This is a genomic window from Caulobacter sp. GW821-FHT12A07 (genome assembly GCF_058807655.1).
In genome coordinates this window covers 88650-108001 of the sequence record NZ_JBXAQX010000015.1, presented here as the reverse complement: position 1 = coordinate 108001, position 19352 = coordinate 88650, and the positions used below count along the sequence as shown (strand labels likewise).

Sequence of the window (19352 nt, the reverse complement as noted above, 5' to 3'; positions counted from 1 at the left end):
GGACCGTCGTTCTTCTGCGGTTGTTCTTGCTGTTTATGGGGGCTCCACAACATGTCGGGCGCGCAACATTCTTATCGCCAGGCGAATACTCGCCTCGACCACAACCACGGCGTGACCCTGCGTCGCCTGGCCTTGGCCGCCGCGTCCTGCGCGGCCCTGATGGCCGGCGCGCCCGCCTTCGCCGCGGAGACACCCGCCGAGCCCGCCGCGACGCCTGACGACGCCGTCGGCCTGGAGTCGGTGGTCGTCACCGCCCGCCGCCGCGAGGAAGACGCCCAGACCGTGCCGGTCGCCGTCTCCGCCTTCGGCGGCGCGCAACTGGAAAAAGCCCGCGCCTACAATGTCCGCGACCTGCAGCAGCTCTCGCCGAGCCTCAGCGTCAGCGTCACCAACCCGCGCAACACCAGCATCAACATCCGGGGCCTGGGCAACAACGTCTCGGTCTACAACGACGGCCTGCAGTCGGCGGTCGGCGTCTATCTGGACCAGGTCTATCTGGGCCGTCCGGGCCAGGCGGTGTTCGATCTGGCCGACCTCGACTCCGTGCAGGTGCTGCGCGGCCCGCAGGGCACGCTGTTCGGCAAGAACACCTCGGCCGGCGCCCTGGTGATCTCGACCAAGGAGCCGAAGTTCACGCCCGAGTTCGCGGCCGACGTCACCGGCGGCAACTACAACTACTTCCAGGCCCATCTGGCCGTCGCCGGTCCGATCGTCGAAGACAAGCTGGCCTTCCGCGTCGCCCTCGCCAACACCCAGCGCGACGGCTACATGACCAACGTCTATGACGGCTCCAAGACCCAGGACTATCACGACTTCGGCGGCCGCGTTCAGTTCCTGCTGACCCCGAACGAGAAGCTGAAGATCAAGCTGTCGGGCGACTACGGCCAGCAATACTCCAACACCGCCGCCAGCGTGCTGACCGGCCTGCTGACCACCTACGCCGACGACGGCACGGCCTATCCGAACGGCTATCTGGCCCGCGCGGCCCGCATCGGCTTCACGCCGCCGGCCATCGATCCGGAAGCCCGCCAGGTCTCGGTCAACACCAAGAACAGCTATTTCGAGACCCACGGCGGCGTCTCGGCGATCGCCGACTACAGCCTCGACAACGCCACCATCACCTCGGTCACCGCCTGGCGCGGCTGGCACTGGCGTCCGCACAACGACGCCGACGGCACCACCCTGTCGGCGATCATCGACGCCCACCAGGACAACGACCAGCAGCAGTTCAGCCAGGAACTGCGCATCCGCTCGGAAGGCGACCGCAAGCTCGACTACGTGGCCGGCCTTTATTACTTCTGGCAGGACCTTGAGGCCGAGGCGGTCAACTACTACGGCCCCTACGCGGCCGACTGGCTGCTGGCCCCGGCGGCGGCCTCGGCCACCGTGCGCGCCGCGGCGCTGAACAACTACTCGATCATCAGCCACTCCAGCCCCGAAACCACCAGCGCGGCGGCCTTCGCCCAGGGCACCTGGCACGTCACCGACCGCTTCGATATCACCGGCGGCCTGCGCTACACCTACGAGAAGATGACCGGCTGGTTCGACCAGACCGCGTCGGGCGCCAGCCTCTCGGGCCTGACCACGGCCGAACAGGCCACGGCGCTGGCCCTGCGCGCCCGCTTCGGCGCGGCCAACAGCTTCTCGTCCAAGACCTCGGGCGACAGCCTGACCGGCAATGTCACCCTGGCCTACACCTTCGACAACGGCCCGCTGCTCTATGCGACCTACGCCCGAGGCTACAAGGCCGGCGGCCTGAACCTGTCGAACATCAACACCTCGGGCGCCAACGCCGTCGATCCGGTCATCGATCCGGAAACCATCGACAGCTACGAAGCCGGCCTGAAGAGCACCTGGTTCGACCGCCGCCTGACCGCCAACCTCGCCCTGTTCTGGACCGAGGACGAGGGCTACCAGACCACCGCCGTCAACCTGATCAACAACATCAGCTATCTGACCAACGCCGGCAGCGTCCGCAGCCGCGGCGTGGAAGTCGACGTGCGGGCCGCGCCGATCGAGGGCCTGACCCTCTACGGCTCGACCACCTACAACGACGCCAGCTACACCAGCTACGAGCAGGCCGCCTGCCCGATCGAGGTCCACCTGACGACCTATTGCGACCTCACCGGCCGCCGCCTGCCGGGCGTGTCGCTGTGGGCGGTGTCGACCGGCGGCGAATACCGCCGCCCGGCCGGAATCTGGCGCGGGAACGGGCTGGAGGCCTATGCCGGCTACGACGCCAACTACCGCTCGGCCTACTACACCACCGCGGCGGACTCCGAATATTCCAAGATCCCGGGCTACACCCTTCTGAACCTGCGGGCCGGCATCGGCTCGGAAGACGGCCGCTGGGACCTGCAGGTCTGGGGCCGCAACGTCTTCGACAAGCTCTACTACCTGTCGCTGGCGGCGGCGAACACCGGGGCCGTCACCGGCACGCTGGGCGATCCCCGCACCTTCGGCGTCACCCTGCGGGTGCGTCGCTAGAACGAAAAACGGCGGGGGCCCTGGCCCCCGCCGTTTCCATTTCAGGGCTCGCCGGCCTCGTCGCTCTCACCGCCCGGCGGGGCGCTCCAGACGTAGTCCTGGCCCAGCACGCGCTTGCTGAACCAGTCCATCTGCACGTTCACCTGGAACAGCCGGTGGCGCAGTTCGCGGAAGTTATGCGGCTCGCGCGGGGCCAGGTAGAGCTCGCTCTCCACGCCCAGGGCCCTCAGCGCCCGGTTCAGCATCACCGACTGGGTCCACGGCACCCGCTCGTCCTCGGCGCCGGCCAGGATCAGGGTCGGGGTCTTGACCTTGTCCAGCTGGCTGAGCGGCGAATTGTCCGTGTACAGATCACGTCGCGCGGTGGAGCCGTAAGGCGGCGTCACGAACCACTCGGTGCGCTGCCAGCGGTTGTCCGAGGTCAGGTACATCGACGGCCAGTCCACCGCCCCCGCGCCCGAGGCCGCGGCCTTGAAGCGGTCGGTGACGGTGATCAGGCGGTTGGTCATGTGGCCGCCCGCGCTCCAGCCCATCACGCCCAGGCGATCCGGATCGGCCAGGCCCTTGGCCACCAGGTTGTCGACGCCCGACAGCACGTCCTTGTCGGCATGGCGGAAATAGCCGGCGTTCATCCCCTGCAGGAATTCGTCGCCATAGCCGGTGCCGCCCCGGTAGTTGACGCTCAGGGTCATCACGCCCTTGGCCGCCAGCAGCGGGTTGAACCGGCCATAGGCGAAGATGTTGAACACGTCCGACGAGCGCGGCCCACCGTGGCTCTGCACGATCAGCGGGTAGCGATGGCCCGGCTGGTAATCGAGCGGATAGGTGACGAGGCCCTCCAGCGCCTGGCCGTCGGGCGCGGTCCACTGGATCGCCTCCTGGCGCGGCAGGCGGAAGCGCTGCGCGATGTCGTCGTTCAGGTGGGTCACCTGCACCGGCGCCGGCTTGGCCGGGTCGATGCGGAACACCTCGCCCGGCGAGGTCGCCGAGGCCTTGAAATAGACCACCGTCCTGCCGTCGCGGGTCAGGGTGACGTCGCCGGCGGCGTGGTCGCCGCGGGCCAGCGGGCGCACGGCCTCGCTCTTCACGTCGACCGCGAACAGCTCGCGCCGCACGCCGGTGGTGGCGGTGATGTAGATCTCGCGCCCGTCGGCCGACCAGGCCGCGTCCTCGATCTCGTAGGGCAGGCCGTGGGCCAGCTCGCGCGGCGCGCCGCCGGCCAGCGGCGCGACGAACAGGTTCGGATTGACCGTGCCGTAGCGGCCGTTCTCGGCCGTGGCCAGGAACAGAACCGAGCGGCCGTCGGGCGACAGGCGCGGCGTGCTTTCCTGGAAGTCGTTGTCGGTCAGGCGACGGTCGGGCCCCTGCCCTGTCTTCACCCACAACTCGGATTTCGGATTGTCGTCCAGCAGGTGCGAGGGCGCGCGGCGGTAGAGGATGGTCTTGCCGTCGGCCGACAGGTCGTAGGCCTCGACCTCGAAGTCGCCCTCGACAACCGGCTCGGCCTTGCCGTCGGCGAGGGTGATCCGCCACAGCCGACCGCGCGCCTGCGGCGTCTCGAAGGCGACCATGTCGTCCTTCTCGCGCTTGCGCTTGGCCACCGGCTTGGGATCCGGCGCGTCGGCCAGGAAGTAGATCGCCGAACCGTCCGGCGACCAGCGCAGGTCCGACGGGCTGGTGCGCAGCTTGCCGATGCGGCGCGGCTCGCCGCCGTCGATGGGCGACAGATAGATCTGCCGGCCGCTGTCGCCGTCGCGCTTGGCGGTGAAGGCGAAGCGCTTGCCGTCCGGCGCCCAGGCCGCGCCCGAGGCCGATCCCTCGACCATCCGCCGGGGATCCGAACCGTCCAGGCCCACGCGCCACAGGTCGTCCTGCACGCCGTTGGCCTTCCAGTCGACGCGACCGACCGAATAGAGCACGAACCGCCCGTCGGGCGAGACCTTGGGATCGGAGAGCTTCTCGAGGCCCACGAGGTCGGTGGCGGTCATGACGCGCGGGGCGGCCCAGCCGTGCGAGGCGACGGACGCGAGCAGGCTTCCGGCGGCCAGGGCCGCCAGGCGGAAACGAAACATCGAAAAGCTCCGGAAATGAAATCGCCGGCGCCCCGAAGGGCGCCGGCGAGGAAGACGTCGCGCTTAGAACGCGACCTGCAGGCCCAGGGTGTAGGCCCGGCCGGTCACGCCGTAGACGGCGTTGTAGTTGTAGTCGTTGCCGTACACCGTGCCGCTGGGCAGGAACGGGCCCTGGTTGTCGAACACGTTCTTGATCGTGCCGAACACGCGCAGGTCCTTGTTCTTCGGATCCGGGAAGAACTTCACCGACACGTCGTGGCGCCAGAAAGCGTCGACGTGCAGGTACAGCGGGTCGGTCACGCCGGCTGCCGCGAAGGCGGCCGCCAGGTCGTTGTCGTCCACGGCCTTGCCGATGTAGTTGGTCGTCCACTGCAGGTTCCAGTGGCGGCCGCGCCAGGCCAGGCTGGCCATGCCCTCGTTCTTCGAGGTGCCGACTTCGCCCAGGTCGTTGTCGACGATCGTGCCGTCGATGCCCTGGTAGCGGCTCTCCAGCTTCAGGCGCCGGCTGTAGTTGGCGCGGAAGGTGAAGTCGCCCGGCACGCTCCAGCGCTCCAGGTCGAAGCGGTAGCGCAGGGCCACGTCGACGCCGCTGGCGCGCAGGTCGTCGAGGTTTTCCGTGAGGTTCAGGATCTTGGTGATCTGGCCCTCCGCGTCACGGCTGATGACGTTGCAGAAGCGGTTGTCCGTGCCGCTCGTCGACTGGTAGCACTCGGCCAGCAGTTGGCTGTTCGACAGCGACGAGATCGCGTCGGCCACCTTGATGTCGTAGTAGTCGACGCTCAGGTTGAAGCCGCGCAGGAACGTCGGCTGGAGCACGAAGCCGATCGTCAGGGTGTCGGCGGTCTCTTCCTTCAGGTCGACGTTGCCGCCGTTGGGCGAGTTGACGCTGGTGACTTCCGAGTTGAACACGCCCTCGGCCGCGATGGCCGCGGCGATGCCGGGGTTGGCCCGGCAGTTCTGGGCCACGGTGCCGGTCGAGGAGGCGGTCACGCCGGTGCACGGGTCGGCGACCGAGTCATAGTCGTCGCGGGGCGGCGAATAGAGCTCGGTGGTGTCGGGCGCGCGCTGGGCCCGGCTCCAGGCCGTGCGGAAGCGCAGGCCCGAGACCGGCGCCCACTGCAGGCCGCCGCGATAGCTGACCGTCGTGCCGACGTTCTCCAGATTGTAGTGGGCGACGCGCACGGCGCCGTCGACTTCCAGACGCTTGATCAGCGGCAGGTCCTTCACCAGCGGCACCGAGGCTTCCATGAAGGCTTCCTTGGCCTTCACCACCCCGGTGTACTCGGGGATGTAGGCGAAGTTGGTCAGGCCGTTCTGGGTCAGTTCGTCGGTGGTGGTGCGGGTCTTGTCGCGACGCAGCTCGAAGCCGAACGCGGTCTCGACCGGACCGGCCGGCAGTTGGAACAACTCGCCGGTCATGTAGCCTTCGACGGTGTCCTGGCGGTTCTGCGGGCGATACCAGATGTCGGCGCGGATGTAGTCGGCCGCCGCGGCGCTGATCGAGCCGATGCCGAACAGGTTCAGCGGCACGCAGCCGTTGGCGCGGGCCGTGGCGTCCTTGCACTGGATCTGGCCGGTCGTGGTGTTGAGCTCGGAATTCAGCGCGTTCTTCACATTGGCCATGTTCAGGCCGTTCTTGCGCAGCTGATAGCCGTCGAACTCGCCGTAGCCGTAGGTCACGGCCCAGTCCCAGTCGCCGAACGCCTTGCCCTCGGCGCCGGCCCAGCCGCGCAGGGTGGTGCGACGGTTGTAGATCTCAAGCTCGCCGACCTCGGTCATGCGGCGGCGGAAGCTGATCGATGAGGTCGAGGACGAATAGATCGCCGACGGCACGTACGGGTTGGCCCGGGCGATGTTGCCGATCGTGTACTCGTCGTTGACGCCGTAGGTGGTCGAGCTGCTCAGGGCGTAGGGCTCGCGCACCGAGTTGGTGGTCACGCGCGAGGCCTGGAACTGACCCCAGATCTTGATGTCGGAGGTGACGTCGTAGGTGATCTTGGCGGCGGCGGACGAGCGCTTGGCCGGGGTGATCAGGGTGCCGTTCTTGCGGGTCTCGTAGCCGTTCACCGCGGTGACGAAGTTCTTCTGCAGGCCGCCTTCATCATAATAGAAGCTGCTGCTGCGGAAACGGCCGCCCGGGGTGTAGGTCGACAGGTCCGGACCCGAGACGGTGTTGGTGTCGGCGTCGTAGGCCACCGACTGGGTCGCCCAGCTGCGGTCGGTCGCGTTCAGGGCGTCCTGCTTCTCGTAGGTGCCGCCGACCATGACGAACAGCTTGTCGTCGAAGAAGCGCTTGCCGGCGACCGCCGAGTATTCGAGGGAGCTGCCGCCGCCGTCGTCGGTGACGCCGGCCACGGCGCGGGCCTTCACGCCGTCCATCTTGCTGGTGGTGATGATGTTGACGACGCCCGAGATGGCGTCCGAGCCATAGACGGCCGAGGCGCCGCCGGTGCTGATCTCGACGCGGTCGACAAAGAACTCCGGAATGGAGCTCAGGCTGACGGCGTTCTTGTTGCCGGCGTTGGACACCGTGCGATGGCCGTCGATCAGGGTCAGGGTGCGGTTCTGGCCCAGCGAGCGCAGGCTGACGGTCGACAGGCCGTTGTCCTGCACCGCCGACTGGCTGGTCGACAGGTTGACGCCGATGTCGACGCCCGGCAGGTCGGTCAGGGCTTCGGCCAGATCGGTGTAGCCGCTTTCCAGCAGCTCTTCGCGCTCGATGTCGACCACCGGCGAGGGGCTGTCGAAGGTGGTGCGACGCAGGCGCGAGCCGGTCACCACGACCTCTTCAACCTGGACAGCAGGGCCTTGATCTACGGCTTCGAACGAGGCCGGCTGGACGGTGGCGACCGGGGCTGCGCCCGGCTGGCGCACGATCAGCGCGCCCGAACCATCCTCGACCACTTCCAGGCCGGCCGAACCGGCCAGACGACGGGCCGCCTCGATCGGGGTGTAGCGGCCGACCACGGCGCCGGCGCGACGCCCGGCCACGGCCTTGGGCGAGAACAGGATGTTGGTGCCGGTTTCCTTGCCAAGCTCGCGCAGCGCCTTGTCCAGCGGCTGAGCCTGCACGTCCACGGCCACGGCCTGGCCGAAGGCCGCCCCGGCCGCCAGCAGCACGCCCACGGCCGCCGATCCGGCCAGCATTCGGCGCAGCCGGCCGTCGTTCCCCATCGTCATGAAAATCTAGTCCCCTCTCAGCCCGACATGTTCGGGCTCTAGAGGCCTGACGACGGCGGTCGATTTTTCCTCAGCAACTTTTTTCGGGGCCGCGAAACGACGCGTTCATGCCCCGCCGCGCGGCTCGATCAGCAGTCCGCCGGCGCTGGTCTGGACCTTCAGGTCGAGCAGGGTCGCCACCGAACGGGCGAAGGCCTCGTTGTCGCCGGCCTTGTAGACGCCGCTGATCCGCAGATCCTCGAGGCCCGGCTCCGAGAGCACGATGCGGCGACGGCTGTAGCGGTTCATCTCGGCGATGGCGGCGGCCAGGGTCTGGTCGTCGAACACCGCCTGGCCGAAGCGCCAGGCCGTGGCGGCCTGGACGTCGGCGGTCTCGCGGCGAGGCGCGCCCTCCCCGGCCATCACGATCCGCTGCCCGGCGGCGGCGGTCAGGCGGCTGGAGGGCTGGCCGGCGTCCATCACCAGCACCTGGCCCTCGACCGCCGTCACCGCCACGGCGGAATCGTTCAGCGACACGTCGAAGGCGTCGCCGCCCTCGCCGACGATCTCGCGGCCCTCGGCGGTGACCACGAACGGCTTCACCGGATCGGTCGCGGCGCGGAAGAAGGCCCGCCCGCGCACCAGGGTCGCCTTGCGCTTTCGGCCGCCCAGGTGAACCCGGATGCGGCTGTCGGCGTCGAGCAGGATCGAGGTCCCGTCGTCGAGATGCAGGGTGCGGGTCTCGCCGATGCCGGTGGCGTAGACCTCCGGCGCCAGGGCCAGCCAGCCGATCCCGACCGCGCCGACGCCCACGCCGGCCAGCACCGCGCGGCGCGCCATCGACGGCGCGCGGCGGCGGGTGGAGGCGGCGATCTCGGGATCGTGCTTGAGGGCGCCGGCCAGTTCCCAGGTCGCCGTCAGGGCGTCGAAGCTGGAGCGGTGATCCTCGGAACGGCTCAGCCAGAGCTTGAACTCGGCCTCGTCGGCCGGGCCGCGCGCGTCGCTGCGCAGGCGGGCCAGCCAGTCGGCCGCCTCCTTGCGTACAGCGTCGAGATCGCGCGCTGGGCTCACCACTTCTCGGTCCATCCGGTCAGGAACAGGGCCGCCTTGGCCACGTGCTTTTCCACGGCGCTGACGGTGATCCCGAGGCGCTCTGCGATCTCCCGATACTTCAGCCCCTCCAGTCGGTGAAGCAAAAAGACTTCGCGTGTCCGCGGACTGAGACGCGCCAGGCCCAGTTTCAGCCGCGCCAGACGCTCGCGCGCCCGCAAAACCTCGTCCTGCAGCGGATTGGCGTCGGCCAGGGCGTTCTCGACGAAATCCAGGCCCTCCTCGGGCCGCCGCGCCCTCTGGCGGCGCTCGTCGATGGCCAGGTTCACCGCCGCCCGGGCGACGAAGGCCTCGGGGTTGTGCAGCGCGTTGGCCCGCCGGTATTCCAGCATCCGCAGCATGGCCGACTGGACCACGTCTTCCGCGCCGGCGGGGTCGCGCGTGATGCGCGTGATGCGGCGCACCAGCCCGCGCCAGCCCTCGTCCTTCACACCGATCGCCCCTGCCCGCCCTCGATGGCGCGCTTCTTTGCTGTCGGCGCGCGCCTCGTCAACGGCTAGCTCTGCAAGCCCGGGACCGGCCAGTCAACTGCCCGCCGCGCAGGCGCCCTCCCCGACGAAAAGCCTTTTGGATCAAGGGCGACGAAGCCTAAGGGAGAGCGCCGCAACGCTCTCCACCTGACCGTGCGCGCCGTTCACTCGCTGCGCAGCGCCTTGCCGGGCGAGGTCGCGGCCGCCGCCCAGCCCAGCCCGCCGACGGTCGCCAGACCGATGGCCAGAGCCGCCGCCGCGCCGGCCAGGAAGATCCCCGGCCCCATGCCCACGGGGTCGTCGAACTGCGACAGCCAGCGCCGCAGCGCCCACCAGGCCAAGGGCCAGGCGATCAGGCAGGCGATAAGGATCGGCCGCAGGAACTGGCCGATCAGCAGCCGCGCCACCTGCGGGCTCGACGCTCCCAGCACCTTGCGCAGGCCCACCTCCCGCGCCCGTCGCGAGGTGTTGAACGCCGCCAGGCCGTAGAGGCCGATGCAGCCGATCCCCGCCCCCGCCGCGGCCCCCAGGCTGAACAGGTTGGAGCGATCGCGCTGGGGCTTGTAGTAGCGATCGAGATTGGCGAGCGCCGTCTTGCCCTCGAACGGCGTGCTCGGCGCGGCCTGCCGCCAGGCCGCCTCCAGCCGCGCCCGCATCGCCGCGTCGTCCACCCCTGAATAGCGCACCATGGTGATCGGCCAGTCCGCCGGCCACCAGGCCGGATAGCCGCTGAACAAGTAGATCTTGGCCGACACCTTCTCCATCGGACTGTAGAAGCGCATGTCCTCGACCACGCCGACGACGCGCACCTTGCGGCCGGCGAAGTCCATCAGCTTGTCCAGCGCCTCCTCCGGCGAGGCGTATTCCATCAGCTTCACGGTCGCGCGGCTGATCACCACGTTGGTCACGGTGTCGGGCGTGGCCTTGGGATCGTACTGCTCGTCGCCGCCGTGCTGCAGGTCCAGCAGCCGCCCGGCGATCAGCTTGCCCCCCAGCGCCTGGAAGTAGTCCGGCCCGATCGACGACAGGTTCAGGGTGGGCGAAAGACCCGGGCGCGCGGCCCGGTCAAGGCGCGTGGCCGACGAATTGCTGTTGAAGCTGTCGTCGGCCGGGGCGTTGCTGCTGGCCGTCACCGCGATCACGCCGGGGATGCGCCTGACCGCTTCCCAATAGGCGTTGCGCTGCTCGGGCGTGACCCCGACCCCGCGCGTGGCCGTGACCAGAAAGAGCCCGTCGCGGCGATAGCCGAAGTCGGCGTCCTGCATGTGCCGGATCTGGCCCAGGAACCCCAGCATCAGCACGAAGGCGGCCACCACCGCGGCGAACTGGCAGACCACAAGCGCCTCGCGCACCCGCGCGCCGAACCGGCCGCCGCTGGGCGCGCGGCTCGAGGCCAGCACCTGGGCCGGCTTGAACGCCGCCAGCATGAAGGCTGGATAGACCGCCGCCAGCAGGCCCGCCGCCAGCACCACGCCGAACACGCCCGCCACCCAGGCGCCGTCCTGCCGATAGTCGAGATCCAGCGACAGCCCGCCCGCCGCGTTGATCAGCGGCAGGGCCAGTTCCACCACCGCCAGGCCGATCAGGAACGCCAGGGCGATCGTCACCGCCGCCTCGCCCAGGAACTGGGTCCGCAGCGTCCCGGGTCCCGCCCCCAGCGTCTTGCGCACGGCCACTTCACGCGCCCGCAGGCCCGCCCGTGCGGTCGCCAGGTTCACATAGTTGATCAGGGCCAGCGCCAGGGCCACGATCCCGACCACGCCCAGGGTGTCGACCGCCGCCCGCTGCTTCGGATCCAGCAGGTGGACGTCGCCCGCAGGCACGAACTTCAGGGCCAGCATCTCATGCGGGACGACGTCGCCAAAGGTCTTGCCCACCCGCCGGTCGACGAAGGCCGGCAACTGCGCCTCCAGGGCGCGCGCCTGCTCGGGCCGGTCGAACTTGAAGAAGGTGTTGAGCTGGATCGACCCCCAGTGATGCCAGCTCTCTTCCTTGGCGGTCCTGACGGCGGTCAGCGGCCGCAGCATGTCGAGCTTGAGGCTGGAGTTCTTAGGCAGGGTCTTGAGCACCGCGCTGATCGTGTAGCTCGCCCGCCCTTCGGTGTCGGTCATCTCCAGCGTCCGCCCGACGACGTCCACCGTGCCGAAATACTTGCGCGCCAGATCCTCGGAGATCGCCATCCGGCTCGGATCGGCCAGGGCCGTGCGGGCGTCGCCGGCAAGCAGCGGGACCTGGAAGAACTCCAGGAACTCGGGATCGACCAGCTCCATCTGCTCGGCCGTGGCCGCCGCGCCCCTGTGCACCGTGGCCTGCTGGGACCAGTCGCGCACGCCCCGCACGTCGGGATAATCGGCTTTCATCTCCTCCAGCAGGCCGCCCATCGCCCCCACCCGCGTGGCGTTGGAGAAGCCGGGGATGTTGTAGGCCACCCCGCCCGCGTAGATCTTGCCGCGCTCGGGCGTCCAGCGCTCGTAGCTGGTCTCGAAGCGATAGAGCAGGCTCAGCGTCAGGAACGTCGCCACGCCCAGGCTTAGGCCCAAAAGGTTCAGCGCCGCATAGAGCGGCCGCCGGGTGAACGAGCGCCAGAAGGCGACCAGGATCGAACGCAGCACGCCCCGCCTCCTCAGATCGCCTGGGCGACGGAGGCCACCAGCCGCCCGTCTAGGATGTCGATGCGGCGGCCTGCCTGGTCGGCGTGGCTGGGCGAGTGGGTGACCATGACGATCGTCGCCCCGGCCGCGTTCAGGCCCTTGAGGATCTCCATCACCTGGGCCCCGTTCTCGGTGTCGAGATTGCCGGTCGGCTCGTCGGCCAGGATCAGGCTGGGCTCGCCGACGATGGCGCGCGCGATCGCCGCCCGCTGCTGCTGGCCGCCCGACAGCTGGTGCGGGAAGTGCCGCGCCCGGTGCCCGACGCCCACCCGGTCCATCGCCGCCTCGACCAGCGCCCGGCGCGAGCCCTGGCGGCCCTTGCGATAGAGCAGGCCAAGCTCGATGTTCTCGGCGATGGTCAGGTCGTCGACCAGGTTGAAGCTCTGGAAGATGAAGCCCAGCCGCTGGGCGCGATGCTGGGCCAGGGCCGCCTCGCTGCTGGCCGTCAGGTCCGCGCCGTCGAACAGGTACCGCCCCTCGGTCGGCCGATCGATCGTGCCCAGGATGTTCAGCAGCGTGGACTTGCCGCAGCCGGACGGACCCATGATGGCCACGAACTCGCCCTGGCGGATGGTCAGCGACACGTCGTGCAGGGCCGTGGTCTCGATCTCGTCCGACCGATAGCGGCGCGAGAGGGATTTCAGTTCGATCATGGTTCAGTCTCTCGCTCGAAGTCGCAGGGTCTTGGTTTTCTGGAGGTCCTGGGCGCCGGCGGTGACGATCCGCTCGCCGGGCAGGAGGCCGCTCACCACCTCGACCTGTTCGGGATTGCGCCGGCCGATGGTCACCGCCCGCCGCTCGGCGCGCTTGCCGTCGGGCGACAGGACGAAGGCCCAGGTTCCGCCGGTCTCGCTCAGCCAGGCGCCGGACGGGGCGATGACCGCGCTGGCCGGCTGGCCCAGCGACAGGCGCAGGTCGATGGCCTCGCCGCGCTTGAGGCCGGCGGGCTGGGCGCCGGCGAAGGCCAGCTCCACCGTCACCCGCCCGGCGGTCACCTGGGGAAACACCTTGGCCACGCGGGCCTGCACCGTGCGGCCGTGGACGGTCGCCTCGGCGCTCTGCCCCACCGCCAGGCGCTGCAGGTAGAATTCGTCGACCTGGGCTCGCAGCTTGTAGGCGTCCTCGACGTCCACCTGGCCCAGGCTCTGGCCCAGGGTCACGGCCTGGCCGGGCTTGAGGTCGAAGGCCGTCAGCCGGCCGCTCATGGGCGCGCGGACGACCAGGGCCGAGCGCCCCGCCCCCACCTCCACGAGGTTGCGCCGCAGGTCTTCGGCCGTGCGCGCGGCCTGGGCTCGTTGGGACACGTAGAACGCCTTGTCCGAGGCCTGGCCGGCCTTCAGCGCCGCCACGCGCTGGCGCTGGTAGGCGGCCTCGTCGGCATAGGGCTTGACCGCCGCCTCGCTGAGCAGGTCGCGCGACAGCAGCACCTGGCGCTTCTCCAGCTCCTGCTGGGCCTTGTTCAGCGCGTGCGAAGCGTCGGCCAGGGCCTGCTCGCGGTTCTCCTCGGCCGACTTCAGCGACATCACCCGGCTGGCGTTGTCGCTGATCCGCGCCGAGATGTCGGCCTCGCGGGCGGCGGCGTCGAGGCTGAGCTGGGCGTTGCTGAGCCGCGCCAGCACCTGGCCGGCGCTGACCCGGTCGCCGTCGGCCGCGCCGACGCTCTCGACTCGTCCCGAGGCCTCGGCCGCCACCAGGGTGGTCTCGGCCGGCGCCGCCTCGGCCCGCACCGGGGCGTAGTCGAGATAGGGCGCGCGGGTCACCGCGCCGATGGTCAGCAGGTTGGCGTCGATATTCACCGACCCCGCCCTCGGCGACAGGGTCCAGGCAACGGCGCCGACCACGACCACCGCCACGGCGGCCGCGCCCAGCCGATAAGCGCGTTTCGCGTGCCATGGCCGCTCGACGCGGCGGTCCATGCCGCCGGCGCCGGCGTCGTCATGGGTTGAGGAAAGCAGGACGGTCCTGGTCATGCTGCTAGGCTAACAGCACCGGATCAATAGACATAAATAACTGATTTTATTTGATTTATACGGAATTTCAGCAGATTCTCCACCTCAACCGCCGCTTGAGAGTGTACGTTTCCGAACATGTCCGACGCCCGGCCCACCGTCCTCTTTCTCGACGACGATCCCGACATCCTGACCTCCGCCAGCCTGGTGCTGCAGCGGGGCGGTTTCGCCTTCGTGGGGCTGGAGACTCCGGCCGCCGCGCACGAGCGTCTGGCCCAGGGTGGGATCGACCTGCTGCTGCTCGACCTCAACTTCCGGCGAGGCGACACCTCGGGCGAGGCGGGCCTGGCTTTCCTCGAAGCGGCCCTGGCCGCAACGCCCGAACTGCCCGTCGTGGTGGTCACCGGCCATTCGGGCATGGCCATCGCCATCCAGGCCATGCGCCTGGGCGCCCAGGACTTCGTGGTCAAGCCGTGGAACAACGACCGCTTCCTGGGCTCGATCCAGGCGGCGCTGGAGGCCCCGCGCCGCGTGCCCGCCGGCCTGCCGCCCAAGGACCTCAACCTGGAGCGCTCCGAGCGCGCCCTGGTGCAGGCCGCCCTGTCCCGGCACGGCTTCAACGTCTCCCAGGCGGCCAAGGACCTGGGCATCACCCGGGCGGCGCTCTATCGGCGGATGGAAAAGCATGGGCTTTAGGCCGCTCGCTCTGCTGCTGGCGGTCCAAGCCGCGCTGTTCGCGGTCGGCGCCCTGGCGTGGCTGGCCTTCACCCACGGCCTCTACGCCAACGCCCTGCTCTGCGTACTGGTCGCCGCGGGCCTGGCCACCGCCCTTTCCCAGCGCCTGCTGTCGGGACGCCCGCTGGCCGCCCGCGCCGCGCTGCCGGGCGAGGCCTTCGCCGCCGACCTCAGCCGCCGCCGGCTGCAGCTGCTGCTCGACCAGACCCCGTCGCCGATCCTGCTGCGCGGCCAGGACGACCAGGTCATCGCCGTCAACCGCGCCGCCCGCCGGTTGTTCGACACCCCTTACGCCCTGCCCTCGGCCGCCCGCCGCGCCCTCACCGACGGCCAGCCGCTGGCCGACCTCGTCACCCCCGTCCGCTGGCGCGACGCCGCCTACGCCGTCAGCCGCGCCGAACTGATCGAGAACGGCCAGGCCGCCGATCTGGTGGTGCTGACCGACATCTCCGCCGACGTCCGCGCCGCCGAGGCCGCCGCCCTGCGCGACCTGCTGCGGGTGCTGAACCACGAGCTGATGAACGCTCTGACCCCCGTCGCCTCGATGAGCCGCAGCGCCCTTGATTTGCTGCGCGACGGCGGCGACGACGCGACCGCCACGGCGATCAAGGCCCTGGAGCGGGTGGTGGCCCGCACCGCCGGCCTGCAGGACTTCATCAACGCCTACCGCACCATGACCCGCCTGCCGCCGCCGGTGCGCACGCTCGCCAGCCTGCCCGCCTGGTTCGACGTCGCCTGCGAGAGCTTCGAGGCCCAGTGGCGCGACAAGGGCGTGGCGCTGGAGCGCACGGTCCCGCCGGAGTTGGAGGTCCGTCTCGACGAGGACCAGATGTGGCTGGCGGTCGGCAATCTGCTCAACAACGCCGCCCAGGCCGCGCTGGAGCGCCCCGCCCCGCGCGTGCGGCTGTCGGCCGAACGCGTGGGCGAAGCCCTGCACATCACCGTCGAGGACTCGGGCCCCGGCGTCGCCCCCGACCAGGCCGACCAGGTGTTCCTGCCGTTCTACACCACCAAGGCCACGGGCTCGGGCGTCGGCCTCAGCCTGGCGCGCCAGATCGTTCAGGCCCATGGCGGCGCCCTGGCGCTGCTGCCGCCCGAGCCCGGCGATCCGGACGCCCTGGGCGGCGCACGGCTGCGCCTGACTCTGGCTTTCTGAACGTCGAAAGAGGTTCCGCTCGGGAAGCTGACATCATCGTGTCTTGGTCGAGAGCCCGCTCGCCTGCAATCTCAGGATAAGGAACGGGAGGACTTTGCCATGACCGAACGCGTCTTTCGACAGGGCGACATGATCCTGCGCACCGGCGCCGGCCTGCCCCACCTGGGCGTCTTCACCGGCCAGGTCTACGAGGTCGAGGATTTCGAGCGCCATCATTCCGAGGGCCTGACCGTGCGCGGCGTGCTCGAGTCCCTCGATCCGGCCGGCTTCGTTCACTACGAGCCCGAGGCCTGAGAGGGATTTCTGGGAGCTGGTGCCGGCTGAGGGGATTGAACCCCCGACCTTCGGTTTACAAAACCGCTGCTCTACCGCTGAGCTAAGCCGGCGCCTCGACGTCGGCGAACGGCGCGCGTTCGCGAACGGGCGTTCTCCTTAGCCGCAGTCGATGACGCGAGGCAATGGCCGACCCGTCCTAGAGGAACACCGCCACCGTCTGGCGCGCCGAGATCAGCGGCTGGCCGCCCCGGCTCCACAGGGTCATGGCCTGGGCCGAATAGCCTTCCGCGATGGTTTCCGCGCGGCTGGACATCAGCCGCCAGCCGTCGTCGTCCGGAACTTCGCCCAGCACATCCATCGACCAGGTCATGGTCGAGATCGGCGCGAACTGGTCGAACACCGACAGGGCCGGCGGCGGCAAAGCGTCGGCCAGGGCGACCATCGCCGCCAGCGACCGCGCGGCCGGATCGCGGTGACGGATCCAGACCAGGAAATCGGGCGGTCCGCCGCTCAGCGGCCGGCCACCGGCCACGTAGCGGAACTCGAACTGGCGCGCGAAGGCCGGGCCCGCGCCCTCCGGGATGAAGAGTTCGAGCGTCTCGGGCGCTGGCGCATCGGGGGCCGGCAGGTCCAGGTGATCGAGCTTGGAGGCCCGCGGGGCGCCGAAGGTCAGCAGGCCGCGCGTGGCCAGGCCCCCTTCCCCGTGCAGATCGACATTGGCGAACAGCGCCGACTTGCCCTGGCGCAGCACCTCGACCCTGGCCGACAACTCTCCGGCCGCAGGTCCAACGAACGCGAACTGGGCCGAGCGCAGCGGCGGCGCCTCCGGCAGGCGGCGCGCGGCCGCCTCCAGGCACAGGGCCGCCGACAGTCCGCCATAGGTGGTGCGCCCCTGCTTCCAGTCGTCGCCGACGCTGGCGACCACCGCCTCGCCGTCGATGCGCAAGGCCCCGATCAGTTCGCTGTAGCTGGTCACGGACAAGGCTCTCCCCACGCCAGGACGCGGCGCGCGATCGACATAGTCCTAATTCGAAACTGACGTCAATCGGCGGCGCGCGATCAGACGGCCTCGACCCGCGCGCCCTCGCGGAACGCCCTGGGCGAGGCCCCCACCGCCTTGGCGAAGAACCGCGAGAAATAGGCCGGGTCGTCGAAGCCCAGGTGATAGGCCGCCTCGGCCACCGTCATGTTGGAATAGAGCAGCGCCCGCTTGGCCTCCAGCAGGATGCGGTCCTGCACCAGCTTCAGCGGCGCGGCGCCCGCCGCCTTGGCGCAGGCCGTCCGCAGGCGACTGGCGGTGACGCCCAGCAGGTCGGCATAGGCTTCCAGCGACAGGTGCTCGCGATAGCGGGCCTCGACCAGTTCCCGAAACCTGGCCACCAGGGCCGCATGGCCGCCGATCGCCGCCGGTCCCTCCCCGGCCCTCGCCGAGACGCTCAAGCGGAGCGCCTCGACCAGCACCGTCAGCAGGTGCGCCTCCACCGCCGCCGCATGGCCCGGCGCGGCCCAGACCAGTTCGCGCGCCAGCCCCTCCAGCGCCCCCTCGACCCGAGAGTCCTTGGCCAGGGCCAGCGCCGCCGGCGCCCGGAAGAGGCCCGCGAAGGCCGGTTCGCGCATGGAAAGGTCGCGCAGATAGCTGTCGGCGATGGTCAGCACCGAGCCGGCCGTCCCCACGTCGTAGGCGAAGCCGTGGACCACGCCCGACGGCACCACCAGCAGGCATGGGGCGGTAAAGGCCACCCGGCGGTCCTCGGCCATCATCGTCCCGCCGCCGGTGGTCAGGTGGAAGACGTGGTTCAGGTCGCCATGGGCGTGGGCGCGGATGTTCCAGTCGTTGGGCCGCGTGCGATCGTCCAAGGCCTCCAGATGGATGAACTTGCCCTCGGCGGCCTGGGGCGGCTCGCCGAACAGGAAAAAGCTAGGAACGACAGTCTTTTCCATCGTCAGACCCGGGAGATCCAGAATTTGTGCGCCATGCGAACACCTGTGCGAAATGTCCAAGTTTTGGCGCGCTCTGTCCATCCCAATCCTAAACCGGAGAGCTAGGCTCCTCCCACACAAGACGCCGTGAGGCGCCCCCAGGGAGCGAGACGTAAGGACCCCATGCGCACTCAGGTCGCCATCATCGGCGCGGGCCCCGCTGGCCTCTTCCTCGGCCACCTGCTGAAGCAGGCCGGCGTCGACGCCGTCATCGTCGAGCGCAAGGACCGCCATTACGTCGAAGGCCGCGTGCGCGCCGGCGTTCTCGAACAGATCACCGTCGACCTGATGGAGCGCCTGGGCCTTTCCGCCCGCATGCGCCGCGAGGGTCTGGTGCACGGCGGCACCAACCTGGCCAGCGACGGTGAGGTCTTCCGTATCGACATGGCCGAACTGACCGGCGGCTTGACGGTGATGGTCTACGGCCAGCAAGAGGTGATGAAGGACCTCTTCGACGCCGCCGAAGAGCGCGGCGTGCAGATCGTCTTCGACGCCGACCAGGTGCAGCCGCACGACATCGACACCGACAAGCCTTACGTCACCTGGCGCAAGGACGGCGTCGAGCAGCGCCTGGACTGCGACTTCATCGCCGGCTGCGATGGCTATCACGGGGTCAGCCGGGCGGCGATCCCGGAGGGCGTGCTGAAGACCTTCGAACGGGTCTATCCGTTCGGCTGGCTGGGCATCCTGACCGAAGCCCCGCCCTGCGACCACGAGCTGATCTATTCCAACCACGAGCGCGGCTTCGCCTTGGCCTCGATGCGCTCGCCCACCCGCAGCCGCTACTACGTGCAGTGCTCGCTGGACGACCGGATCGAGGACTGGTCCGACGAGCGGTTCTGGGACGAGGTCTCGATCCGCCTGGGTCCCGACGCCGCCTCGCGCATCGTCCGCGCCCCCTCGTTCGAGAAGTCGATCGCCCCCCTGCGCAGCTTCGTCGCCGAGCCGATGCGCCACGGCCGCCTGTTCCTGGCCGGCGACGCCGCCCACATCGTGCCGCCCACCGGCGCCAAGGGCATGAACCTGGCCGTCTCCGACGTGGTCATGCTGTCGGAAGCCCTGACCGAATACTTCAACGAGGGCTCCAAGGCCGGGATCGACGGCTATTCGGCTCGCGCCCTGGCCCGCGTCTGGAAGGCCGAGCGGTTCTCCTGGTGGTTCACCAGCCTGACCCACCGCTTCCCCGACCGCGACGGCTTCGACCGCAAGATGCAGGTCGCAGAACTCGCCTACATCAAGGGCTCGCGCGCCGCACAGGTGACGCTGGCCGAGAACTATGTCGGTCTTCCTTTGGTCTAGGGAAGCGT

At 69.7% G+C, this 19352-nt stretch carries 14 protein-coding genes and 1 tRNA gene; 5 read left to right on the top strand and 10 right to left on the bottom strand.

All coding sequences use genetic code 11. The features are described 5' to 3' along the window. Nucleotides 1-51: 51 nt before the first annotated feature. Complete coding sequence (locus tag AC1RRS_RS23175) at nucleotides 52-2487, top strand: TonB-dependent receptor (RefSeq protein WP_492857235.1); 2436 nt, start codon at nucleotides 52-54, stop codon at nucleotides 2485-2487. Nucleotides 2488-2528: 41 nt separating this feature from the next. On the opposite strand, the gene AC1RRS_RS23170 is transcribed toward AC1RRS_RS23175, so the two are convergent. The 7 genes from AC1RRS_RS23170 to AC1RRS_RS23140 all read right to left on the bottom strand — a co-directional run bounded on the left by AC1RRS_RS23170 (nucleotide 2529) and on the right by AC1RRS_RS23140 (nucleotide 13919). Continuing rightward, the gene (locus tag AC1RRS_RS23170) at nucleotides 2529-4559 is read right to left on the bottom strand and encodes an alpha/beta hydrolase family protein (protein ID WP_492857234.1); all 2031 of its coding nucleotides are present in this window, start codon (nucleotides 4557-4559) and stop codon (nucleotides 2529-2531) included. A gap of 63 nt (nucleotides 4560-4622) precedes the next feature. Beyond that, nucleotides 4623-7739 (bottom strand): TonB-dependent receptor domain-containing protein, encoded by a 3117-nt coding sequence (locus AC1RRS_RS23165; protein ID WP_492857233.1) that lies wholly within the window; start codon nucleotides 7737-7739, stop codon nucleotides 4623-4625. Between the two features lie 105 nt (nucleotides 7740-7844). Continuing rightward, the gene (locus AC1RRS_RS23160) at nucleotides 7845-8789 is read right to left on the bottom strand and encodes a FecR family protein (RefSeq protein WP_492857232.1); all 945 of its coding nucleotides are present in this window, start codon (nucleotides 8787-8789) and stop codon (nucleotides 7845-7847) included. After that, a complete protein-coding gene (locus tag AC1RRS_RS23155; RefSeq protein WP_487289748.1) occupies nucleotides 8786-9259 on the bottom strand; it encodes an RNA polymerase sigma factor in 474 nt (157 codons plus the stop codon). Before AC1RRS_RS23155 ends, AC1RRS_RS23160 begins: the two co-directional genes overlap by 4 nt. 203 nt (nucleotides 9260-9462) lie before the next feature. Continuing rightward, nucleotides 9463-11910 (bottom strand): ABC transporter permease, encoded by a 2448-nt coding sequence (locus AC1RRS_RS23150; RefSeq protein WP_492857230.1) that lies wholly within the window; start codon nucleotides 11908-11910, stop codon nucleotides 9463-9465. Nucleotides 11911-11921: 11 nt separating this feature from the next. Next, entirely contained in the window at nucleotides 11922-12602 is a 681-nt protein-coding gene (locus AC1RRS_RS23145; RefSeq protein WP_487289745.1) for an ABC transporter ATP-binding protein, read from the bottom strand. A gap of 3 nt (nucleotides 12603-12605) precedes the next feature. Next, nucleotides 12606-13919, bottom strand: coding sequence for an efflux RND transporter periplasmic adaptor subunit (locus AC1RRS_RS23140; protein ID WP_492857229.1), 1314 nt, complete (start codon nucleotides 13917-13919; stop codon nucleotides 12606-12608). Between the two features lie 117 nt (nucleotides 13920-14036). Between AC1RRS_RS23140 and AC1RRS_RS23135 the strand changes: the two genes are divergently transcribed. The 3 genes from AC1RRS_RS23135 to AC1RRS_RS23125 all read left to right on the top strand — a co-directional run bounded on the left by AC1RRS_RS23135 (nucleotide 14037) and on the right by AC1RRS_RS23125 (nucleotide 16083). Beyond that, nucleotides 14037-14594, top strand: a complete 558-nt coding sequence (locus AC1RRS_RS23135) for a response regulator (protein ID WP_492857227.1) — start codon at nucleotides 14037-14039, stop codon at nucleotides 14592-14594. Next, nucleotides 14584-15789, top strand: coding sequence for a sensor histidine kinase (locus AC1RRS_RS23130; protein WP_492857226.1), 1206 nt, complete (start codon nucleotides 14584-14586; stop codon nucleotides 15787-15789). The genes AC1RRS_RS23135 and AC1RRS_RS23130 overlap by 11 nt, the downstream gene beginning before the upstream one ends. A 99-nt stretch (nucleotides 15790-15888) precedes the next feature. Beyond that, nucleotides 15889-16083 carry a hypothetical protein gene (locus AC1RRS_RS23125; RefSeq protein WP_110120652.1) on the top strand — a complete coding sequence of 65 codons (195 nt, stop codon included), beginning with the start codon at nucleotides 15889-15891 and terminating at the stop codon, nucleotides 16081-16083. Between the two features lie 17 nt (nucleotides 16084-16100). Here AC1RRS_RS23125 and AC1RRS_RS23120 read toward each other — a convergent pair. From AC1RRS_RS23120 to AC1RRS_RS23110, 3 genes are all read right to left on the bottom strand, one after another. Further along, nucleotides 16101-16175 (bottom strand) — tRNA-Thr (locus AC1RRS_RS23120). Nucleotides 16176-16261: 86 nt separating this feature from the next. Beyond that, nucleotides 16262-17041 (bottom strand): acyl-CoA thioesterase, encoded by a 780-nt coding sequence (locus AC1RRS_RS23115; RefSeq protein WP_492857224.1) that lies wholly within the window; start codon nucleotides 17039-17041, stop codon nucleotides 16262-16264. An 83-nt stretch (nucleotides 17042-17124) separates the two neighbouring features. After that, complete coding sequence (locus AC1RRS_RS23110) at nucleotides 17125-18006, bottom strand: helix-turn-helix domain-containing protein (RefSeq protein WP_492857222.1); 882 nt, start codon at nucleotides 18004-18006, stop codon at nucleotides 17125-17127. A gap of 162 nt (nucleotides 18007-18168) precedes the next feature. Here AC1RRS_RS23110 and pobA point away from each other — a divergent pair, with 162 nt between their 5' ends. Continuing rightward, complete coding sequence (pobA, locus tag AC1RRS_RS23105) at nucleotides 18169-19344, top strand: 4-hydroxybenzoate 3-monooxygenase (RefSeq protein WP_492857221.1); 1176 nt, start codon at nucleotides 18169-18171, stop codon at nucleotides 19342-19344. The last annotated feature ends 8 nt before the right edge of the window (nucleotides 19345-19352 follow it).